The sequence below is a fragment of the Streptomyces sp. NBC_00190 genome, from assembly GCF_036203305.1.
Lineage (GTDB): Bacteria > Actinomycetota > Actinomycetes > Streptomycetales > Streptomycetaceae > Streptomyces.
Genome location: NZ_CP108131.1, coordinates 667,297 through 689,221 on the forward strand (window position 1 = coordinate 667,297; position 21,925 = coordinate 689,221).

Annotated in this window: 18 protein-coding genes and 1 pseudogene; 13 read left to right on the top strand and 6 right to left on the bottom strand. The window is 70.9% G+C overall.

Going from position 1 to position 21,925, the window contains the following annotated elements:
* Window positions 1-111: 111 nt before the first annotated feature.
* Window positions 112-654, bottom strand: coding sequence for a GNAT family N-acetyltransferase (locus tag OG429_RS03500; protein WP_328923784.1), 543 nt, complete (start codon window positions 652-654; stop codon window positions 112-114).
* Window positions 655-713: 59 nt separating this feature from the next.
* Window positions 714-875, bottom strand: coding sequence for a hypothetical protein (locus OG429_RS03505; RefSeq protein WP_328923785.1), 162 nt, complete (start codon window positions 873-875; stop codon window positions 714-716).
* 136 nt (window positions 876-1,011) lie between these two features.
* Between OG429_RS03505 and OG429_RS03510 the strand changes: the two genes are divergently transcribed.
* Complete coding sequence (locus OG429_RS03510) at window positions 1,012-3,078, top strand: phosphocholine-specific phospholipase C (protein ID WP_328923786.1); 2,067 nt, start codon at window positions 1,012-1,014, stop codon at window positions 3,076-3,078.
* Window positions 3,079-3,146: 68 nt separating this feature from the next.
* Here the strand turns inward: OG429_RS03510 and OG429_RS03515 are convergent, their stop codons facing one another.
* The 3 genes from OG429_RS03515 to OG429_RS03525 all read right to left on the bottom strand — a co-directional run bounded on the left by OG429_RS03515 (window position 3,147) and on the right by OG429_RS03525 (window position 8,925).
* The gene (locus OG429_RS03515; protein WP_328923787.1) at window positions 3,147-3,350 is read right to left on the bottom strand and encodes a hypothetical protein; all 204 of its coding nucleotides are present in this window, start codon (window positions 3,348-3,350) and stop codon (window positions 3,147-3,149) included.
* A 47-nt stretch (window positions 3,351-3,397) separates the two neighbouring features.
* Window positions 3,398-8,008 (bottom strand): HEAT repeat domain-containing protein, encoded by a 4,611-nt coding sequence (locus tag OG429_RS03520; protein WP_328923788.1) that lies wholly within the window; start codon window positions 8,006-8,008, stop codon window positions 3,398-3,400.
* A 125-nt stretch (window positions 8,009-8,133) separates the two neighbouring features.
* On the bottom strand, window positions 8,134-8,925 hold the full coding sequence (locus tag OG429_RS03525) for an MBL fold metallo-hydrolase (protein WP_328923789.1): 792 nt from the start codon (window positions 8,923-8,925) through the stop codon (window positions 8,134-8,136).
* A gap of 91 nt (window positions 8,926-9,016) precedes the next feature.
* Here OG429_RS03525 and OG429_RS03530 point away from each other — a divergent pair, with 91 nt between their 5' ends.
* From OG429_RS03530 to OG429_RS03540, 3 genes and pseudogenes are all read left to right on the top strand, one after another.
* Window positions 9,017-9,625: a CGNR zinc finger domain-containing protein gene (locus OG429_RS03530; protein WP_328923790.1), complete on the top strand. Its 609-nt coding sequence runs from the start codon at window positions 9,017-9,019 to the stop codon at window positions 9,623-9,625.
* Between the two features lie 37 nt (window positions 9,626-9,662).
* Window positions 9,663-10,163: a GNAT family N-acetyltransferase gene (locus OG429_RS03535; RefSeq protein ID WP_328923791.1), complete on the top strand. Its 501-nt coding sequence runs from the start codon at window positions 9,663-9,665 to the stop codon at window positions 10,161-10,163.
* 67 nt (window positions 10,164-10,230) lie between these two features.
* A pseudogene (locus OG429_RS03540) lies at window positions 10,231-10,564 on the top strand (DUF5958 family protein).
* A 103-nt stretch (window positions 10,565-10,667) separates the two neighbouring features.
* Here OG429_RS03540 and OG429_RS03545 read toward each other — a convergent pair.
* Window positions 10,668-11,339 (bottom strand): MerR family transcriptional regulator, encoded by a 672-nt coding sequence (locus OG429_RS03545; RefSeq protein ID WP_328923792.1) that lies wholly within the window; start codon window positions 11,337-11,339, stop codon window positions 10,668-10,670.
* A gap of 132 nt (window positions 11,340-11,471) precedes the next feature.
* Between OG429_RS03545 and OG429_RS03550 the strand changes: the two genes are divergently transcribed.
* From OG429_RS03550 to OG429_RS03590, 9 genes are all read left to right on the top strand, one after another.
* Window positions 11,472-12,827: a YhgE/Pip family protein gene (locus OG429_RS03550; protein WP_328923793.1), complete on the top strand. Its 1,356-nt coding sequence runs from the start codon at window positions 11,472-11,474 to the stop codon at window positions 12,825-12,827.
* Between the two features lie 90 nt (window positions 12,828-12,917).
* On the top strand, window positions 12,918-14,618 hold the full coding sequence (locus OG429_RS03555) for a hypothetical protein (protein ID WP_328923794.1): 1,701 nt from the start codon (window positions 12,918-12,920) through the stop codon (window positions 14,616-14,618).
* Between the two features lie 338 nt (window positions 14,619-14,956).
* Window positions 14,957-16,570 (top strand): TROVE domain-containing protein, encoded by a 1,614-nt coding sequence (locus tag OG429_RS03560; protein WP_328923795.1) that lies wholly within the window; start codon window positions 14,957-14,959, stop codon window positions 16,568-16,570.
* Between the two features lie 457 nt (window positions 16,571-17,027).
* Window positions 17,028-17,540, top strand: coding sequence for an XRE family transcriptional regulator (locus tag OG429_RS03565; protein WP_328923796.1), 513 nt, complete (start codon window positions 17,028-17,030; stop codon window positions 17,538-17,540).
* 175 nt (window positions 17,541-17,715) lie between these two features.
* Window positions 17,716-18,408: a hypothetical protein gene (locus OG429_RS03570; protein WP_328923797.1), complete on the top strand. Its 693-nt coding sequence runs from the start codon at window positions 17,716-17,718 to the stop codon at window positions 18,406-18,408.
* Window positions 18,409-18,439: 31 nt separating this feature from the next.
* Complete coding sequence (locus OG429_RS03575) at window positions 18,440-19,579, top strand: MAB_1171c family putative transporter (RefSeq protein WP_328930145.1); 1,140 nt, start codon at window positions 18,440-18,442, stop codon at window positions 19,577-19,579.
* Complete coding sequence (locus tag OG429_RS03580; protein ID WP_328923798.1) at window positions 19,576-20,172, top strand: hypothetical protein; 597 nt, start codon at window positions 19,576-19,578, stop codon at window positions 20,170-20,172. Before OG429_RS03575 ends, OG429_RS03580 begins: the two co-directional genes overlap by 4 nt.
* A gap of 244 nt (window positions 20,173-20,416) precedes the next feature.
* Entirely contained in the window at window positions 20,417-20,935 is a 519-nt protein-coding gene (locus tag OG429_RS03585) for a toxin-antitoxin system HicB family antitoxin (RefSeq protein ID WP_328923799.1), read from the top strand.
* An 82-nt stretch (window positions 20,936-21,017) separates the two neighbouring features.
* The gene (locus tag OG429_RS03590) at window positions 21,018-21,860 is read left to right on the top strand and encodes a DUF4097 family beta strand repeat-containing protein (RefSeq protein ID WP_328923800.1); all 843 of its coding nucleotides are present in this window, start codon (window positions 21,018-21,020) and stop codon (window positions 21,858-21,860) included.
* Window positions 21,861-21,925 lie beyond the last annotated feature (65 nt).

Consider the following 21,925-nt stretch of genomic DNA (forward strand, 5'->3'; position numbering starts at 1 on the left):
CACAGGCTGTTGCGGCGGGCGACAGCCCGTCGACGGTCACGTACTGGCAGTGGAACGTCACCGGGCGCACTCGGCTCACGACCCGAGGCCCGCCGGGTTGGGGGCCGAGGTTCAGGGGCGGTCCAGGCCCCAGGTCTGCAGGGCGAACGGTCGACCCTTCTCCTCGCCCGTGATCAGTGGCACGTCGAGCAGCCTGAAGCCCGCCTTGGTGGCCACGGCGACACTTGCCGCGTTCTCCGCCTCCAGCTCCAGGATCACCTGGTCCGTGCCCAACTGCTCGAAGGCGTACGCGGCCATCACCCGCACCGCCCGCGCCGCCAGGTCCTGGCCGCGGTGGGCCGGGCCGACCGCGTAGCCGAGTTCGGTGCCCTCGGGGGCGCGCCGCAGCATGACCTCGCCGAGCGGGGCGCCGCCGTCGAAGGTGATGGCGAGCAGGATGGTCGTGCCCTCCTTGCGCAGCTGCCGGTCCCGGTCCAGCCGATCGCGGGCAGCCGCTTCGTCGAAGGGCGAGACGATCGGTGTCCAGTACGCGATGTCGGGGTGGTCGAACAACTCCGGCATCGCGGCCAGGTCCGCCTCCGTCCAGTCGCGCAGAACGAGCCCCTCTCCCGAGAGCTCGATCCGTTCGGGAAACGACGACGTGGTGCTGCTCATGGTGCGGGACCTCCCTGGCCTGTTCAGGTCGAGGCAGGATAACCGGGGAAGGCGTCGGCTCATTCGTTTTCCAGGACGTCCGGGCGTCCGGGCGTACGGGCGTCGGCGAGTACGGGTTCGCGGCCGAGCGGGCGGCGGGGTCCGACCGCGTGACTGTCCGTCAGTTCCCGGCGGCGGATCCGGTATGGGGCGACCGGCACTTCCCCGTCGGCCCGGGACATGGCCGAACTCCGACGGAATCCGACTGCCGTTCGCCTGGCGTATCCGCCGCCGTCACGCGAGGCTCCCTCTCCGGTACCCCGGGCGCGCTGTCCTGGGGGCGCACAGCACCCCTCAACCGCAGAGGTCGTTCCCGCCATGGCAGAACTCAACCGCCGCCGCTTCCTGCAGCTCACCGGTGGCGCCGCCGCCCTGACCATGCTCAACGAGAGCATCGCGCGCGCCGCCGCCATCCCCGCGCAGGGCACCACGGGCAGCATCGCCGACGTCGAGCACATCGTGGTGCTCATGCAGGAGAACCGGTCCTTCGACCACTACTTCGGCGCGATGCGCGGCGTCCGCGGCTTCGGCGACCCGCGCCCGGTGACACTGCCCAGCGGCAAGTCCGTGTGGCACCAGTCCGACGGCACGAAGGAGACGCTGCCGTTCCGGCCGCCGTCCGACGACCTCGGCATGGAGTTCCTCCAGGGCCTCAACCACGACTGGGCCGGCGGACAGAGCGCCTTCAACAAGGGCAAGTACGACAATTGGGTTCCCGCCAAGACGGCCACCACCATGGCGCACCTGACGCGCGACGACATCCCGTTCCACTACGCCCTCGCGGACGCGTTCACCATCTGCGACGCCTACCACTGCTCGTTCATCGGCTCCACCGACCCCAACCGCTACTACCTCTGGTCGGGCCACACCGGCAACGACGGCACGGGCGGCGGTCCGGTCCTCAACAACGCCGAGGCGGGCTACGGCTGGACCACCTACCCCGAGCGTCTGGAGGCGGCGGGGATCTCCTGGAAGGTCTACCAGGACATCGGCGACGGCCTCGACGCCGCCGGCTCCTGGGGCTGGATAAACGACGCCTACCGCGGCAACTACGGCGACAACTCGCTGCTGTACTTCAACAACTACCGGGGCGCCCAGCCCGGCAACCCGCTGTACGACAAGGCCCGTACCGGCACCAACGCCAAGGCCGGCGAGGGCTACTTCGACCGGCTCCGCGCCGATGTCACCGCGGGCACCCTGCCCCAGGTCTCGTGGATCGCCGCGCCCGAGGCGTTCAGCGAGCACTCGAACTGGCCCTCCAACTACGGTGCCTGGTACATCGCGCAGGTCCTGGACGCCCTCACCTCCAACCCCGACGTGTGGGCCCGTACCGCGCTCTTCATCACCTATGACGAGAACGACGGCTTCTTCGACCACGTCGTCCCGCCGTACGCGCCCGCCAGTGCCGCGCAGGGCCTGTCGACCACGCCGACCGCCCTCGACGTCTTCCCCGGCAAGGCCGGCTACGTCGCCGGCCCGTACGGTCTCGGCCCGCGCGTGCCGATGCTCGTGGTCTCGCCGTGGAGCACCGGCGGCTACGCCTGCTCCGAGACGTTCGACCACACCTCGGTGATCCGCTTCATGGAGAAGCGATTCGGCGTGCAGGAGCCCAACATCTCGCCGTGGCGCCGCGCCGTCTGCGGAGACCTCACCTCCGCCTTCGACTTCGCCCGCAAGGACACCGGCGCGGTCCGGCTGCCCGACACCGGCGCCTGGGAGCCGCAGGACCGCGAACGGCACCCCGACTTCAAGGCCCCCGCCCCGGCCGTCGGTTCCATGCCCCGCCAGGAGAAGGGCCAGCGGCCCACGCGTGCGCTGAAGTACGCCCCGTACGTGGACGGCACGGCGCTCGTCGAGGAGGGCAAGTTCCGGCTGACGTTCAGCGGCGGTCCGGACCTGGGTGCACAGTTCTACGTCACCTCCGCCAGCCGCACCGACGCCCCGTGGACGTACACCACCGAGGCGGGCAAGTCGATCGCGGACGCCTGGAACACCCGCTACTCGGCCGGTGTCACCGACCTGACCGTGCACGGCCCCAACGGCTTCCTGCGCGGCTTCCGCAACCCCGGCACCACCGCCGGCCCCGAGGTCGTCGCCCGCCACAACGCCGCCACCGGCAACCTCGACCTGACCCTCACCAACGCCGGCGCGTCGACCGCGACGCTCAGGGTCACCAACGCGTACGGCGGCGGCCCCAAGCGCCTCACCGTCGCCCAGGGCGCCACCGTCACGTACAGCGTCCCGCTGCGGAACACGAAGCGCTGGTACGACGTGTCGGTCACCGCCTCCGAGGCGCCGCAGTTCCTGCGCCGCTTCGCGGGCAAGGTCGAGACGGGTGCGGCCGGCCTGTCGGACCCGGCGATCCTGACCGGGCCGTCCTCCTGAGCCTGCTGTCCGGCCTCGGCCGGTGACGCGCTCCGGCGCCGATCCGGCCAACGCCGGACAGCGGGCTGTCAGCCGAGCAAGTGGTGGATGCCGCCGCGGCCGTCCGCGCCGTTCCACATCACGGCCCCCAGCCAGACCGGCCACCAGAACGCTTGTTCCGGCAGGACGAGGGCGGCGATGAACCAGCCGATGGGCAGGGCAGCGAACAGCAGGCAGCAGCACCCGCCGCTCCTGTCGGAAGCGGTCGTCTCCCGTGTCGAATTCGTAGGCACCGTGCGAACGTAAGCGGCGCTCACAATTCACGCATGAGTACCCGTACTTACGGTCTCGCCTGCGGATGCCGATCGGATTCGGCGGCCGTGATCCGTTCGAGAACCTCTGTGAAGACAGACCGCTTGTCGGGACGGACGTGGACGGCGGCATGCCTGAGAGCGGGGACCGCCGGCGCGCCGATCGTGATGAGCCCTTCGGCCGCAGCCCTGCGGACGACGGGATGGGAGTGGTCCAGCATTTCGGTCACGGCGGGGATCGCGGGTGCCCAGGTCGCGTGGCAGAGGGTCCGGATCGCCGTGCGCACCAGATCCGGCTGGGGGTCGTCCAGCAAGATCGACGTGTGGTGCAGGTAGGTCTGCCGGTCCAGCATGGCCCGCGAGGTCCGGAGGGCGCGCAGGCGGACCCTAGGCTTGGGGTGATGCAGCAACTCGCCGATCAGGTCCCGCAGGCCGGGGTCCTGGTCGGGGTCCGGGCCGCTGTGAGCCTCGGTCAGGCGCATGAGTGCCTGGCGTATCCGCACCGGATCGCCGGTACGGGCCAGCTCCAACAGCTCCTGCCGGGAGAGGGGTTGCGGCGCCCGCGTCGACGCGGCCGGGGCACGGTCACGGAGCGCTGCCAGCGCGGCGGCGTCCTCGTGTACGGCGTCCGGGCGGCGCAGCGGACCCTCGACGAGGATCAGCCTGTCCGCGAGGTCGTCGCGTCCTTCGGCGCGCAGCCGCCGGCAGGTGTGCGTCAGCGCAGGGGTGCGCAGCAGGGAACGCCCGTGGAGCAGGTCGAGGAAGCCCCAGGCGCCGGCGTCGAGGCGGACGCCGAGGTGCTCCGCCAGCATGTCGGCGGGGACCCGTCGCAGCGCCGTCCCGGCTGCGGAGCGGCTGGACGGCGGGTCGTGCTCCCACCATTCCAGCAGCAGCGGGACCAGCGGGTCCAGTTCCCACGGGTCGAGCCGGCTCGCCGCGAGAGCCACTCTGTCGTGCAGGATGCCGTCCGCACGGAGTCCCGTCTCGCCGACGGCGCTCAGTGTGCGGGCCAAGTCGGCACCGACGGGTATGTCGATGCGGCCTTGCAGAAACGCTCGGAGTACGGGAAGTCCGGCCTCGGGCTCGGGCCACTCCAGGAGCGCCAGGGCCGCAGTGTGCCGGCGGTCCGGGGCGGATGCCTGCAGCATGGTCAGCAGGCGCTCGCGCTGTGCGGTCGAGCGGGGCTGGTCGAGGTCGTCGATGTGCACGGTCCGCGGTCGCGGCGCCGGCGCGCGGGTGGACTCGGCGATGGTCCAGGGCGGTGCGTCGAGGGGCTGTACGGCCGTCATCCAGTCGATGAGGGCGGCGCGGACCTCGGGCCCGGCAGCGGCGTAGACATCGATCAGTGCGGTCAGGCGGTCCCGGGAGCCTGGGATGTCCTCGCGCTGTCGGCAGAGCCGGCGGAATTCCTCCAGGGCGCTCGGTGTGCGCGCTGCGGTGTTCAGCGCGGCTCGCCACGCCTCGGCCGTGGCCGTGGCCGGCAAGCCGGCTGCGGGGAGCTGCGCGGCGCCGAACGCGTCCCGCAGCACGGCGGCCTCGGCCAGCCGGGGGTTGGCGTCCAGCCGGGCCGAAGCGAGTGCCTGCTCAAGGTCGGCGCGGACCAGCACCGCGCCGAGACCGCGGAGCAGCGCCAGTGCGGACCGGCTTCCCCCGGGTGCGGGGGGCAGCGCGCGTACCGCGTCGGCGACAGTCGGCTTCTCGGCCGCCCGCAGGGTCGGTGCGACCGCTTCGAGTACCGCGATGAGGTCGTGCCGGTCTCCCGCCGAGGCCTCGGTGAGCCCGTCGAGCAGGACCCCGGTGAACCGGGCGAAGGCTCGCACCTCCTCGGTCGTCCAGGGTGCGGGGCAGAACCGGAGCGTGAGCCGCAGTACGCGACCTCGGGCAGCTGGTTCGGAGCCGGCCAGGCGAAGCCAGTCCGGCAGCATGGGCCGCAGCTCCCGCAGCTGGGTGGGGTGCGGCAGCTCGTGCCGTTCTGCGATGCGCAGCGCGGCCGACGTATTCCAGCCCTCCGCCGTCAGCGACCTGACGTCGGGGTCCGCTCCGCCGTACGCCGTCGGCCGCGACGCGGCGGTCGTGGTGATCCCGTGCCTGGCCATCGCCGTCGACAGGTCCTCGATCGTCCCGGAAGCGAGGCCGACCCGGCCCGTCGCCACCAGGTCGAACAGGATCGGTGCGACCGGTGATGCCTGGTCGTCCAGGGCGAGGACCGAGCGCGCCGGCAGTGTGCGGTCGAGGCCTTCCAGCAGCAGTGCGCGGGTGCGGCCGTCGTCGCTGCGTTCGGCGGCGGCGAGGACGGTCGCCGGGTACGCGTCGCCCAGGATGGCGCGCAGCGCCTCGATGAGCGTGCCGCGCAGGCCTGGATTGTCGTGATGCCCGAGCCAGAAGAGCAGTGCCCGTACCGCCGTGGGCGTGCCCGCGCGGACCAGCACCTCGGCGGCGGTCTTCTTGATGTTCATGTTCGGATGGCCGAGACATGCTGCGATCGTGGAGGAGGCCCAGCGGGCCCGCGCGTGACCGAGGGCGAGCAGCGCCTGCCGGACGGTCTGGATGTCCTGGGCGGCGGTCAGCGCGATCAGGGTCGCCGACAACGCCTGCGCGTCGTCCCCCGTGGCGTCGCGGGCGAGCAACGCGATCACGTGCTTGCGCACGTGGCGGTCGCGGTGCCGCAGCAGGCGGTGCGCCCGCGCACGGGTGCCCGCGTAGGGGGCTCGGAGCAGGAGTTCGAGCAGGATCGCCTGCTCGGAGCTCGACAGTCCGGGCCGGTCCAGCAGATCCAGCGCCATGGTCGCGACGAGTGCGTGTCCGGCCTCTCGTGCGGTCGCCGCGTCGAGCAGGCAGGACGGCCTGATCCGTCCCCGCTCGTGCAGACGGCGGCCCAGGCCGCATACGGCGTCCAGGACCTCCTGGGGTACCACGGGCTCCCCGGTCGGCGGTCCGCTTTCGCGTCGCGGGGCGGCACCGTACGGCTCCCGGGACGCGGCGAGCTCGCCCACGATGCGCAGGAGGAGGTCCGAGATGACCGGCAGCGTGCCGGCACCTCCGTGGGCGGCCAGTCTGCACAGTGCCGCCACCGGCTTGTCCGGGTCCATGTGGGAACTCAGGAAAGCCAGTTCCTGCTCGTCCGGACCGCCGAGATCCGCCGCGATGCGAGCCGGCAGATCGACGGGATCGAGACGGACGAGGAGGGCACGCCGCTGTGACGGATCCTGGGACAGATGCCACAGCACCTCAAGGGCGCTGTTGCGCACCGCGCGGAGATGCGGCGCGATCACGCCCGCGCTCTTCTCCGTGGCGAGGCCGAGCCCTTCCCTCAGCGCCGTCGTCGTCCGGTGCCCGCCGATGGCCTCCAGAGCGTCCAGGGCCGCTGCGGGCGCCGATGGCAGGAGAGCGATCACGGCGTCTTCGGCATCCGCATGGCGCAGCGCGCGGATCGCGGCGAGAAACGGCCCTGGTACGGGAGCCGAGGGAAGCACCTGTGTGATGGCGTCCCCGATCGGAAGCTCCCCTGCCCCCTGTCCGGCCAGGGCGACCAGGAGGGCGAGCCGCCGCGGCCAGCTCGGATCGTCGGCGGCCGCATCCACCAGTACCCGGAACATCACCTGTCGGCAGGTGAACAGGATCGTCGCGACCTCGTGGGGCGGAATCGAGTGATCGGCCAGTGCCAGGCCGATGACGGACGGGACGTGCGCACCGTCCGGGAAGTGCCCGCGCCGGTGGAGCCCGCGCAGACATGCCACCGCCGGCCCGCCGAACAGGAACGGGTCCCCTGCGGCGGCGGCCGTCAGTGCGCCGATGTCACCTCGGTCGGCCAGATCGCCGAGCAGTTCCATCCCGCGCCGACGAAGGCCCGGCGGCAGATCGGGATCGTCGATGACCTGCCACAGCAGGCCCTGGTGCCCGTGATGGGCCGCGGCCGCGAGTGCGGCGACGGCAACCTCGGGCCGTGTGGTCACCGTATCGGCGGTGAGAAAGGGGGACAGCCGCCCCGGCAGCAAGGGGTCCAACGCCGCCCACGGCTCGGTGAGTTCACCCAGTACGGCAGCGGCGACGTCTGCGGTGCCGACACCGAGCAGGCCGATCAGATGTCCGCGAACCAGTGCGGGGGCCAGCAGACCGGCGTGCAGCCCCTGCCGGGCCAGCCGCAGCGCCGCGGCCTGCAGCACCGGGTCACCGCTGTCCACCAGCTCGTTCACGAGCTGTTCAGGCCGGTGCGCGCGGGTGATGGTCGTTTCCCGCACGGCCTGGTACAGCAGTTCGCCCGGAGACCCCTTCCGGATCACCGTCGGGTCGTTCAGAAGCTCGGCGCGCAGCCAGGCGATCCGTACCCGTGCCGGCAGCTCCACCGTGCGCCACGACGGCTGGCGGAACCCCCGGAGATACGGCCCCAGTCGTTCGTGGAGCCGCGCCAGGACGAGCACCGACTCCGGCGGTCCCTCCAGTGATACCGGCAGCAGCCCGGCGAGCTCGGCCATCTCGATCTCGTCGCCCGTCCGGCCCGACGTGACGCGCTCGGCCAGCAGGACCAACCCCAGATGCCGCAGGCGGGGATCCTCGTGCCGGATGAGACATCCGAAGACGGCCGGCGGGCAGAGCTGCGCGTCGAGATGGCTGGACAACCAGCCGACGTCTGCTCGACGCACCGCATCGTGAAAGGGCTTGTCCGCCGGCGTCATCATCGTCGGATGCTAACCAGGAGGCTTCCGGCCCCACCAGCGAGATTCACCCGATGTCCGGACCGGCTGCCGGTCGACGCCCGCCCGGCCGGTCAGCCCCGCTCGCCGAGGTCCAGCCGGTCGGCCAGCCCGGCGGCGGTGAAGGCGGCCACCAGGTCGTCACGGCCTTCGGTGAAGTGGGCCCAGCTGTCGTAGTGGACAGGAACCACCCGGCGGGCACCGAGGATCGTGGCGGCTTCGGCGGCCTGGGCGCTGTCGAGGACGATGAGCGCGCCGTCGAAGACGACGGGGAATCGAGGGGCTCCGGCGAACAGGACGGCGGTGTCCACCGGGCCGAAGCGCCCGGCGATCTGCCGGACCAGGTCGAGCGAGGCGTTGTCGCCGCTGACGTAGACCGTGGGCAGGCCGTCCCCGGTCAGGACGAAGCCGACGACCTGGCCGGTTATCGGTTCGACCTCTTCGCGCTTCCCGGGGCCGTGCAGGGCGGGCACGCCCGTGACGGTGATCGTGCCGCCGCCGGGACGGTCGAGCTCGATCGCCTCCCAGTCGGCCAGTCCCTTGGCCTTGTCCCCCAGGCGCTGCCCGCCGCCGGGGGTGGTGAGGGTGAGGGGCACGTCGGCGAGCAGTGCCCGGCCGGAGTTGTCGAGGTTGTCGGGGTGCTCGTCGTGCGAGAGCAGGACCACGTCGATGCGGCCGAGGTCGGCAGGGCTGCCGGAGGAAGGCGCGGTCTTGGCCAGGAGCGGGCCGCCGGGCGCCGGGTAGTCACCGGGAGCGTCGAAGGTGGGGTCGGTCAGGAATCGCAGGCCACCGTACTCGAAGAGGGCGGTCGGACCACCGAATACGCGGACGGGGATCTGGTCATGGGACGGGCTGGAGTGAGCCATGAAAAAAGACACCTCACGGATGAGAAGCGGTCTATCCGTGAAGGACCGTAACGGCTTCTCATGGATGGACGCAACCCGTAACATGAGAACCATGAAGGAGACCGTGTCCGCCGAGCCCGTCCTGCCACCCGCACCCGGCGCCGAGCAGCACCCGGCGCTCGACTTCGCCAACAGCGCCATAGCCCTGCCCGGCGGCCAGTTCACCGATCTCCTCGGCACCCCCGCCGCCGCCAACCGGTGGCTGGTCGAACGCGGCCTCGCACCGGCGGAGGTGGAACTGCAGGAGATGTGCGCGTCGCAGCTGCGGTCGCTGCGCGAACAGGTCAGATCACTGCTCGCCTCCCAGGTCGAGAGCCACCCGGCCCTGCCCGCGGCCCTCGCCGCCGTCAACGACGCGCTCACCCGCGCCCCCGCAGCCTCCCTGCTGCACTGGGACCGCACGCACGGCCCGTACCGAGCCGCCTCCCACCCCACCACCCAGATCGTCGAACACGCCCTCGCGGTCCTCGCCGACGACATCGCCGACCTGCTCACCGGCCCTGACGCCGAACGCCTCACCGCCTGCGGCTCCACCCCCTGCAACCGCTACCTGCTGCGCCACGGCCGCCGGCACTGGTGCTCGATCCGCTGCGGCGACCGCGCCCGCGCCGCCCGCGCCTACGCCCGACGCACCCAGGCCGAAGCGTCTCCCCAGGGCTGATCTCGGACATCTCCTGCCACGGAAGGCCCCTCAGAACGTGTCCACGCCGACGCTTCATCCGCTCGCGTTCTCGCCTGGCGAGATCGCCGAGATCGTCGACCTCTACGCGAGCAATCCGGACTACTGCCGCGACGCGGGCGAGTACGATCCCGAGCACATCGAGGCCGACCGGGTCGAGGCCGACCTGCGCGAGGAAGCCGGCACCGAGGCATGCGAGGTCCTGCTCGCCCGCGATGCCCAGGGCACCCTGGTGGGACTTCTTTCCCTGCTCAACAGGCACCCCCGCGACGGCCGGCCCTGGATCGGACTGCTGATGGTGCACGGCGGCCTGCACCGCAAGGGCTTCGGCCGGCTGCTGGTCGACCTGGTCGAGGAACGTTTCCGCAGCGAGGGCAGGGATGGCGTGCGCCTGGCCGTCCTGGAGAACCGGCCGTCCTCCCTGGCCTTCTGGAGCTCCCTGGGCTGGCAGGAAATCGACCGCCGTCCCGATGTGCAGCACGGCCGCCCCTGCATCGTGATGCACAAGGAACTGGCCTGAGTTCGTGCGGACCCTACGGCGCGAAACCGAGCAGGTCGTCAACGAGGTGGCCCAGGAGCTCCGCACGATGGACGACGGGGCGGCCTGGTTCTCCGCCCTCTCCCCGGCGAGCCGGCGGGAGGTACGCCGGGAGATCGCCGGCTACGCGATGCAGGCGCACATCACGGCCGCGGACGGCCGCGCGGTCGGGGGTGAAGCCCACGGCCAATCCCTCGGTGATGATCTGCATGGACCCGCCCCGCCACGGGTTCGCCGACCTCCCCGCCGACGAGCACGCGAAGGCCTTCCGTGTGCTCGTCTCCGTGTTCGCCGTCGCCGACACCCGCCGCAGGGAGACCTACTGCAAGGGCACCTGCGGACACGCATGGCACAACCTGCCTGCGGCAGCCGAGGAGCAGTAGCAGCGGCTGCCCGGGGCGTGCCAAGCGCGGTGGGGGCTCCCGGCACCTGGGCCTGCTGGTGGCGGGCCGGGGCGCCCGGCCGCAGCCGCCCTCCGTACGAGCGCTACCGGGGCGCCGCGGACTCCGCGCTGTCGCCCGCGACCCGGCGCCGGACCTGGTCCTCCTGGGCGAGACGCCGCAGCAGCTCGAACACCGGGGCGCAGATCGCGAAGACGATGACCGCCCGCTCGGCCAGAGCCACCGGGTCGTCGAGGCCGGCCGCGCGCTCCAGGTCCAGCCGGGCCACCGACTCGGCCAGCCTCGCGTAGGCGGCGAGCTCGCCCGGGGCGTACTGCGCGTCCAGCCGCCGCAGCTCCTTCAGCGCCGCCGTCAACCCCTTCACGTGCGGGGACGCGCCAGGCGCCTGCCAGTCCAGCGCCGCGAGCAGCTCCGCCACCTCGGCCCCGGCGGTCGCTTCGGCCTCGGCTTCCTGCTCGTGACCTGCCGCGCGCTGGGCCGCCACCGGCACCGGGAGGGCGTAGCTGACCGCTCCGAGGGCGCCCTCGGAGGTGCGGGCCTGGTCCACGGCCCCGAGCACCTCACGGGTGGCGGCGATGGACAGGCCGCCGAGCGTGGTCAGCGCCTTGATCAGCCTCAGCCGCTGCGCGTGCTCCTCCCCGTACTCGGCCAGGGTCGCGGCGGTCGCCCGCCCCGCGGGCAGCAGCCCCTGCCGCAGGAAGTACTTGATGCTGGCGACCGGCACGCCGGTCCGCCGGCTGAGCTCCGAGATCTTCATACGGCTTCCCTGGTGGTCACGCGTCCGGTATCCGTCATCGGCGATTGGACACCACAACAAGATACTGCCACTATCCAGTAGCTGGATACCTTAAGTATCCAGCTTAGGAACTGCAGCCGCACCGGAGAATCGATGCCTCACCACACGCCCCCCTCCGTGCTCCGCCGACCCCAGCTGTGGATCGGAACGGGACTCATCGCAGCAGTGGTCTCGATGCTGTTCGCCCTGCTCTACGTCGGCGGCAACGTCAACCCCAGGGGCAACCTGCGTGACCTGCCGGTGGCCCTGGTCAACGCCGACAGCGGCGCCGACGCGGGCGGACGCCGCGTCAACCTGGGCGAGCAGGTCGTCTCGGGGATCCAGAAGGCCGCCAAGGGCGACAAGAGCATCGACTGGCAGGTCGTGAGCCGCAAGGAGGCCGACAAGCGGCTGGGCAGCGGCAAGGTCTTCGGCGCCCTCGTCATACCCGAGGACTTCTCCGCCACGGTGACCGGCCTCACCGCCCCGCAGCCCGCAGCCCAGGGCAAGGCCGCACCGCCGACCCTGACCGTGCTGACCAACCAGGCCGCCGGCAGCATCGGCTCCTCGATGTCCTCCCAGGCCGCCCAGAAGGCCGCCCACGCCGCTTCCGCCCAACTCGGCCAGGAACTCCTCAAGCAGGCCGGAGCCCAGAAGACCCCGCTCCCGACGGCCGCCCAGCTCAAGCTGGCCGACCCGGTGACCGTGACCGTCGCCGACGGCCACCCCGTCGGCCCCCGCAGCGCCATGGGTCTGAGCGCCTTCTACTACGCACTGGTCCTGGTCGTCTGCGGCATGCTCGGCGCCAATGTGGTCAACTCCCAGGTCGACACCGCGCTCGGCTACCTGCACACCGATTTCGGCCCCATCCGCAAGCGCGAACCCGTCCAGCACACCAGCCGTGTCCGCACCCTGGCCATCGGCATGGCGCTCATGCTCGGCCTGTCACTGGTCATGGGCACCCTGGTCGAGGTGGCCACCGTCGGCATCCTCGACATGGACGCCTCCCACCTCGGCCTGCTGTGGGTCTACTCGGTCGCCACCATCGCGGTCGTGGGCATCGGCAGCCTCGCCCTGTTCGCCGCCTTCGGCACCCCCGGCATGCTGCTGGCCACCATCGTCTTCGTCGCGATGGCCGTACCCTCCTCCGGCGCCACCGTGCCCGTCCAGGCGCTGCCCGGCTTCTTCCGCGCCCTCGCCGAGTTCGAGCCGCTGCGCCAGATCACCGAGGGGCTGCGCTCGCTGCTCTACTACGGAGCCCAGGCCGACGCGGGCCTCACCCGGGCGTGGGCCTCCATGGGGGTCGCCCTTGTCGCCGCGCTGGTCTTCGGCTTCACCGTCACCCGCCTCTACGACCGCAGGGGGCTGCACCGCATCCCCCGCCCTGATGCCGAAACCGGGGCAGCGGTCCCCGCCGAGACCCCTGAGCCCCCGAAGTCCCCCAAGGACGCGGCGCCCGCAACGACTTGAGCAGGGCGCGGACCTGCCCCCCATGTAGCCTGATCATGACTTTTATGAACAAGTTCAGGAATTGGGGGGCCGGTGTACCGTCACCGCGTCATGATCTCCGCCGCCGTCGTCGCGGCAGCCGTCCCCTTCGTACCCGCCACGGCGCAGGCAGCGGGTCCGCCCACCGGACCCGGCCGGGCCGCGACCGTCACTTCCCCGGCGCCCGGGGCCGGTTCGGCGAAGGCCGCCGCTGCACACGACGCGTCCACGCAGGAGGCGGCCGAGGAGGCCGCCGCGAAGGACGCTGCCGCGAAGGTGGCCAAGGCCAAGGCGGGGGCGCCGAGGGCAACGGCCGAGTCCGGCGCGCCGGCGGGCACGCAGCACAGCGAGTACTTCGAAGTGGGGATGGGTACGGGCACGTACTACGCCCACACCGTGGGTCTGGCGACCTCCGTCAGCACAGACCTGGCCAACAGCTTCGTCCGGTTCGATGTCGACTGGGGTGACGGCACCACCGACCAGGACTTCGGCAAAGCCGCCGAGTTCACGCACTTCAGGCACAAGTACGCCGAGGTCGGCGCCCACAAGATCACGATTACGGCGACCGACGTGTTCACCAAGGTGACCTCCACCACCACCAAGGACGTCGTCGTGGACGGCTCCGAGTTCACCCCGCACGCGCCCACCCGGCTGCTCGACACCCGGGACGGCACCGGCACCGGCAGCTCGGCCGGCCGCCCCATCGCCCCGTACGCCACGACCCGGGTGAAGGTCACTGGCAACGGCGGCATCCCGGCGGGCGTGACCGCCGTGGCCCTGAACCTCACCGCCACCAACACCTCGGCGGGCGGGCACATCATCGCGTACGCCTCCGGCAAGGAGCAGCCGACCACCTCGAACGTCAACTTCGCGGCGGGCCAGACCGTGCCGAACCTGGCGATCGTGCCGGTCGGCGAGGACGGGTACGTCGAGCTGGCCAACCGCAGTGTCGGCTCGGTGGACCTGATCGCCGACGTGACGGGCTACTTCACCCGCTCCGCCGCCAGCGGATACACCTCCGTCAAGCCGTCCCGGCTCGTCGACACCCGGGAGGGACTGGGTACGGCCAAGGGCCAGGCCGCCGCTCAGAGCACGTTCGACGTCCGGATCGCCGGTCAGGGCGGGCTGCCGGCCAACGGCGTCACGGCCGTGGCCCTCAACGTCACGGTGACCGAACCGAAGAGCGCCGGCCACCTGACCGTGTTCCCGAGCGGCCAGCAGGCGCCGTCCACGTCGAGCGTGAACTTCACCGCCGGGCAGACGGTCGCCAACGCGGTGATCGTGCCGGTCGGACCGGACGGCAGGATCAACATCCGCAACGGCGCCTGGAGCCCGACCGACGTGATCGTGGATGTCACCGGCTACTACAGCGCCGACGGCAAGGCCGCCTACCTGCCGGTGGAGCCCAGGCGCATGCACGACTCGCGGACCTCCAGCTTCCCGCTCGACGGCCAGGCGTACCACTACGAAACCCTGTGGACGCACGGCATGGATCTCGAGGCCCTCGTCCTGAACACGACGGTGACCAACCCGCAGGGCAGCGGGCACCTCTCGGTCGCTCCGGACCCGAACACCCTGGACGACTACATCGCCGGCAAGGCGGTCCAGCCGACGCCGCCGGACTCGTCCGTCCTGAACTGGACGAAGGACGCGACCGTCGCGAACCTGGTGCAGGCGAGCACCGGCAGCACCGATGTCGTCGACTTCTGGAACCGGGGCTGGCAGCCGACCGACCTGATCGTCGACCTGATGGGCATGTACGACAAGAACTGACGCCCCGTCCGCACCGTACGGCGGCGCCCGGCGCCGCGCACCGGCCGCCCGCCCCTCCAGGGGCGGGCGGCCGTCGTCCTTCTTGCGGCGGGGCAGACGTTTAATCGCTGGTGTGCGGTCCGGTGGCCCGCATAGGTTGGCATCGCGACCGCGCCCCCGATGCGCCCGGCTGCGGCTACTTCTTTCTGACAACCAAGTGACGCCGCCGCCACCTCTGATCTCGGGAGGCGCGGCCGCTTCCGCCCCGTCGGCCCCTTGGCCGGGGCCGTCCGTTCCTTTGGATCCGGGGGGATTCACTGCCTCGCTACACCCAGCGCGTCTCGAAGATCTGGTCTGAGATGCTCGTGGCCCCGCACGTCTCGGCGGCCGCCAGCACCCCGCCCGCACCGCAAGTCCACCACCGGCCCGCTTGGCCGGCCCTCCGCACCTACGAAGGCGGCCCGGCCTTCGTCCGGGAGCCCCGGGAAGAGCTCTTCCTGTTGGCAGTCGGCAACTTCGTCGCCCAGAAGACCTTCTACGAGAGCGGCGCGGAGCGCGACGACCGGTACGCCCGTCTCGTGGGTGAACTCGCGGTCGAGGACCCCGTATGGACGGCCGGCCTGCTGCGCTGGCTTCGCAGCGAGGGCACTATGCGCACGGCCTCCCTGGTGGGCGCCGCCGCGTACGTCCGGGCCCGGATCCAGGCGGGGTCGTCCAAGGGCCTGTCCACGGGCCCCTCCAACCGGTCCGTGATCGACTCGGTGCTCCAGCGCGCCGACGAGCCGGGAGAGCTGCTCGCCCACTGGACCTCGGTGTACGGAAGGAACGTGCCGCAGCCCGTGAAGCGGGGCATCGCGGATGCCGTACGCCGGCTGTACTCCTCCCGGTCCCTGCTGAAGTACGACACCGCGTCCAAGGACTTCCGCTTCGGTGACGTGCTCAACCTGGTGCACGCCTCCCCCGACCCGGACAAGCCCTGGCAGGGCGCGCTCTTCCGGCACGTCCTGGACCGCCGCCACCACCCGGAGCAGGCGATCGCGCCTGCCTCCGACCGTCTGCTGACCGCACACCGGGCACTGATGGAGCTGCCGAGGGACGAGCGGCGGGCCGCCGTGACGGGGCCGGGCGGCGCCGAGCGGCTGGCCGCGGCGGGCATGACCTGGGAGGCCCTGGCGGGCTGGCTCCACGGACCGATGGACGCCACCGTCTGGGAGGCCGTGATCCCCTCGATGGCGCCGATGGCGCTCCTGCGGAACCTGCGGAACTTCGACGAGGCAGGGGTCTCGGACGAGGTGGCGGCCCGGGTCGCCGCACGGATCTCGGACGCCGCCGAAGTCGCCCGGTCCCGGCAGTTCCCCTTCCGCTACCTGGCCGCCCACCGGCACGCGCCGTCCCGGCGCTGGGCAGCCCCGCTGGAACGGGCACTGAGCCACTCGCTGGCCAACGTACCGGCCTTGCCCGGCCGGACGCTGATCCTGGTGGACCGGTCCGACTCCATGTTCTGGGACACCGTCTCCGAGCGGTCCAAGCTGACCAGGGCGGACGCGGCGGCGGTGTTCGGTGCCGCCTTGGCGACGCGCGCCGAGCAGGCGGAGCTGGTGGAGTTCGGCTGGTCCAGCGCAGCGGTGCCGTTCGCGGCGGGAGAACCGGTCCTTGAGGTGCTGAAACGGTTCCACAGCCTCGGAGGCACCCGGACCATGCAGGCGGTGCGCGCCCACTACAAGGAGCACGACCGGGTCCTGATCATCACCGACGAGCAGGCCGTCGGCCATGGCCGCGGCGGGCCGGCCGAACCGGTTCCGGCCGGGATCCCGGTCTACACCTGGAACCTGGCGGGGTATCAGCCCGCCCACGGCCCCGTGGGCCCCCACCGGCACACCTTCGGCGGCCTCACGGACGCCGCGTTCCGGATGGTCGGCCTCATCGAGGCCGGCCGTCGTGCCGCCTGGCCGTGGACTTCCGACCCGGCGTAGCGATCTCCGCAGGAACCGTTGGTCCAGATGAGCCACTTCGCCAGTCCTCAGGAAGAAGGTGTTCCGTCGTTCGGGGGGATCCCCCGATTCCCCCCGAACAACGGCCCATCGAAGAGGCCTGATGCTGCGACAGCAGCGCGACCCCTCCCCCGTGACCTTCTCGCCCAGCAGCATCAACACCCAGCTAGCTAGACGCGAATCGTCGAGCAAGTGAGCGTGACTCATCTAGCGGGCTAGATGGCTTGATGACGATACTTCGCCCCACACATGCCCTGTCAAGCCAGTTCGGGGTGCGCGTACGGCGATGTGCCGTGGGTCACTTTCACGGATGTCCGCTAGCGGGCTAGACGCACTCCCCTGGACGGTTTGGAGCGATCCATCTAGGTGGATAGATAATGAGAGCGGTGGTTCAGCACTGAACTACGAGATCCAGTAGGAGACAGGAGCAGTGACGGCGATGGGCGAGGAAACCCCCACCGGCCGACGAGACACCATGGGCGACCGCCTCGGCTTCTTGATCGAGACGATCCACCCGGCCGGCCGCGGCCCGTACTCGTACCAGGAGATCGCCGACGGCACGAGGCAGCTGCCCGGCCCCTCCGTCTCCCACGGCACGGTCCAGACCATCCGCTTGAACAACAATCCGAACCCCGGTATCGACTCGATCCGCGCGATCGCCAACTTCTTCGGCGTCACTGTCGGATACCTCGCCGACGGTGAGAACGCCGAAGCGATCGAGCAGCGGATCGAGGATCGGATCACGCGGCTTCGCGAGGAGATGAGCAAAGCCGCGGCGGCCGACGAGTTCGCCCAGGTCCTGGAGGACGAGGAAGTCAAAGCCGCGGCCTTCCGCCTCAGCGGGCTGTCCGCCGGGTCCATGAGGTCCGTCACCGGCCTGATCAAGCAGCTCAGAAAGGCTGAAGGACTTCCGGACGTGAAGCCCCGCCGTCGCCGTCGCAAGGAATCGTGAGACGCGAATCAGTCACACGGCCCGCGCATAAAGGGTGTTTCGGTCTATCCATACGCCATTTCCGGCCGCCCATGGCGGCTCCGGTTATTGTCAATGCGATCAGGCGTGCGAAATCGGCGAGCGGCATGGAGCGTGGGCTTCACGCCGGGGCGAGCCAACGGCGGGGAGGTCGGCCATGCGGTGGTGGAAGCGCGCCGATGCGGAGTGCGCCGCCGTTGCAGACCAACTCGTCATCCCCCAGCCGTTCGACCTCGAGGTCTTCTGCGAGGGCATAGCCGAGCAGCGTGGCCGCCCACTGGTCCTGCTGCCTCTCGACGGGCCTCCTGACCCTGCACTTCCGTGCGGGATCTGGCTCGGCCTGGAGGTCGCCGACCTCGTCTTCTACGATGCCGTCGCAGCCGAGATCCTCAAGGTACAGATCGTCCTCCACGAGATCTCCCACATGCTGCTCGGTCACGTCGCCCCCGAGCTCGACATGTCGGAGGAACCGTCGGAGCACGAGATCGCCCGTGCCTCCGAGCATTTCCAGCGCCTGCTGACACGCACGCAGGGGGCTGTATCCGGTATTGACCGCCCTGATCTTCCCGTGGCGTCGATCATCCGCGCCGAGGCGGCCCGGATCAGGAGCGTGGCCCGCATGACTGAAACGATCGACGAGGAACTCGGCCTCGACATGGACCGCCTGGCACACCTCATGGGCCGGAGCAAGTTCGCGAGCCCGCAGGAGCGACAGGCAGAGACCCTGGCCACGCTCATCCACGAGCGGGCCGGCCGCTACACGACGCAGTCGACCTCCAGCGAGGCCGAGGACCGTCTTGCCCGCCTCCATGACGCACTCGGGCACCCCGTTCGAAACACCTGGTCGTGAAGTGAAACATCTCGAAATCGCCGTCTTGACCATGCTCTGGGCGGTGACGATCTGGCGCGTCCCCTCCGCCGTTCGGACCGTCAAGCAGAGGGCTCTGTGGGCCGCGTTCGCCGCCCTGACCCTCTCCATGACGCTCCGCCTGCCCGGGGTGATGCACGGCCTGGACCACTGGGCAGGAGTCAACAACCTGTCCACCCTGTTCAAGCACTGGCTGGGCATGATCGCGGCCGGTGCCGTCGTCGACTTCGTCGTGGCCATCGCCAGACCGGAGACCGGCCGTCGGCTGCGATCCCGCCACTACGTCGCCCTCACGGCGATGGCGGTCATGGCGGTGCTCTTCGCCTTCTTCGTGCCGCGCCCCCGCGAACTCACCGACTTCTACGAGGAGAACGTCGGCAACGGCTGGGCCACGATCTACTACCTCGTCTTCGTCGTCTACCTCGGCATCGCCATGGCCAACGCCACCTGGCTCTTCTGGGGCAGCGCACGCCACGCCAGCGCCCGATGGCTCCGCACGGGCGTACGCCTCATGGGCATCGGAACCGCCGTAGGCGTCCTCTACACCCTGCTGCGCTCCGGATACATGGCGAGCCGCCTCGCAGGCCTGGCGGACAGCTCCAGCGACATCGCGGTAGACAACGCCACCGATGCCCTGAAGTACATGGCGATCGGCACCATCCTCGTAGGCAGCAGCATCCCCGCGTTCGGTGTTGCCTGGCGCACCGTCCAGGACGGGCGGCACCACCGGAAGCTCCAGCCGCTCTGGCAGGATCTGACCGCGGTCACCCCCGACATCGTCCTCAGGACCGGGCTCCTTCGCAGCCCGCGCCTCCGGCTGTACCGGCGAGTGATCGAAATTCGCGACGCCGCCCTCGCGCTCGACCCTTACGCCACCCGCGAGATGCGCGAGCGTGCACGGACCGCCGCGAGGCAGGCAGGATTCGCCCCGGCGACGAGCCCGGCGACCGAGGCCCTCTGGTTGCGAGCAGCACGCGAAGCCAAGGCCCGCGGCGCCTCGCCGGTCGGCAGCGCGCAGAAGGCAGGCGCCGAGGGAATCGACGACCTCGACTTCACGACCGAAGTCGAGAGGCTCATCCAGCTCGCCCAGGTCTACCACTCCCCCGTGGCTGACGACTTCCTCAACGCAACCTGCCAGGAGGCCACGGCATGACGACCACGATCACCCGGCCCGACGAGTCCCGGGCCGCGCGCCTGATCACCGATGGGCTCGATCCCAAGACCTGGATCATCGCCGACACCATCCTCATCGGCTGGCACACCAGCCGCCTCTCCGGGATCGGATGGGGCCTCCTCGGCTGCCTGTTCGCCGCGGTCATTCCGCTGGCCTTCATCAAGTACGGCATCCGCCGCGGCCGCTGGGCCGACCGGCACGTCGGCCCGAGGCCGCAGCGCATCATCGTGATGAGCTTCGTCACCGTCTCGGTCGCCACCGGCATCCTGTTGCTGTGGATGTTCGACGCACCCCGGACGATGATCGCGCTGATCGCGGCCATGATGGTCACCGTGGCCGCCCTCCTCGCCGTGACCCCCGCATGGAAGATCAGCGTGCACGCAGCCGTGTCCTCCGGAAGCGTGGCCATGCTCGCCATGACCTACGGGCCCTGGGTGCTCCTGGCCTACCCCGTGGTCGCCGTCGTCGGCTGGTCCCGGGTCGAGCTGAAGGACCACACCCTTGCCCAGGTCCTCGCAGGCGCCGCGGTGGGCGGGGCCGTGGCAGCAGGCACCTTCGCGCTGGTCCGATAGGCGACCGGAGCAGTAGGCGGCATCACATGGCACCACTTGGCACCGGGTGGTGCCACATGGCACCACCCGGTGCTACTCGACGCCATTCCACGCTCCCGAAAGCGCAGGAGGGCACATGGCGCCACCATCACCCGGGTCACTCTCCTCACGTTTCCGCAGGTAGGGCAACCATTCGTTAGCCCGCACCCCAACAAGGCGCCACCCAGCCTTGCGCATGGCACCATCACGGTGCCATGATGGCGCCATGGACCTGAAGCCGTATGTCGACACTCTCCGCCGCGAACTCGCGGTGGCCGCCGAAGCCGGCGGGGAAGATGCGCGTGAGCTGGCCGAGCGGCTCACCGCCCCTCTGGAGTCGGCGACCCGTCTGACCATGCTCAATGTGCTCTCCGCAGCGATGGACGAGATCACCCGCGAGCTCGCCCCCGGCTCGGTCGACGTACGGCTGCGCGGACTGGACCCCGACTTCGTGGTGACGCTGCCGCCCGCCGACGGCGGCCCCATGGAAGCGGCAGCCGCGCCCGTCGAACCACTCAAGGCGCAGGCGCCCGCCGACGGCGACGAGGGCAGCACCGCCCGCGTCAATCTGCGACTGCCGGCCCACCTCAAGGCGCGCGCCGAGGAGGCCGCGAGCCGCGAGGGCCTGTCGGTCAACGCGTGGCTGGTACGGGCCGTGTCGGCCGCGGTCGACGGCGGCACCCGGCCGCGTACGACGGAGAAGGCCCAGGTCATCGGACAGAGCTTCACGGGCTGGGTGCGCTAGCCGCACCCGGCCCGCACCACGTTCACCCACACCACGTCCCACCAGCGGGGACGCCCTGAAGACCCAAGAGGACGGGACAGCCATGCCTTCGTTCGACACTCCCGAACCGGTCTCGGTCACAGCCCACGTCGAGGCCGGTTCCATCCAGTTCACCGCGGGCGACCGCCTCGACACCGTCGTCGAGGTGCGGCCCCGCGACCCGAAGCGGGACCAGGACGTACGGGCGGCCGAGGGAACCGAAGTCACGTACGCGAGCGGCGTACTGACCGTCAGGACGCCCAAGTCCAATCTGTTCGGCCGCACCGGCACCGTCGACGTGATGGTCGACCTGCCCACGGGCTCGCGCGTCGACATGACCGGCGCCTGGGCCCAGGTGCTCGGCGAGGGCCGGCTCGGCGAGGTCCGCGTGAAGACCTCGTCCGGGGACGTCCGGCTCGACACGACCGGCCCGCTGAAGCTGACCGCGTCGCACGGTTCGATCACAGTGAACCGGGTCGAGGGCATGGCCGAGATCACCACCAGCTCCGGCAGCATGCGCGTCGGCCTCGTCGACGGCCCCGCCGTCCTGAAGAACTCGCACGGCACCACGACCGTCGGCGCCGCGACCGGCGAGCTGCGGGTGAGCGGTGCCAACGGGGACATCGAGATCCGGCGCGCCGAGGGCTCGGTCACCGCCACCACCGCTCACGGCACCCTGCGCGTGGGCGAAGTAGCCTGCGGCACCGTCCAGTTGGAGACCTCCTACGGCGCCATCGAGGTTGGTGTCCGCGAGGGCACCGCCGCCTGGCTCGACGTCAGCTCAGGCTCCGGCCAGGTGCGCAACACGCTCACGGCGTCCGAGGCCCCGGAGAGGACCGAGGACACCGTCAAGGTCCGCGCCCGCACCCGGTACGGCAACATCGAGATCCGCCGCGCCAAGGCCTGACCCGGAAGAACCGGCCTCAACCCACTCCACCGCCCTGTCACTTCAGCCTTCGAACGGGAGAGCCA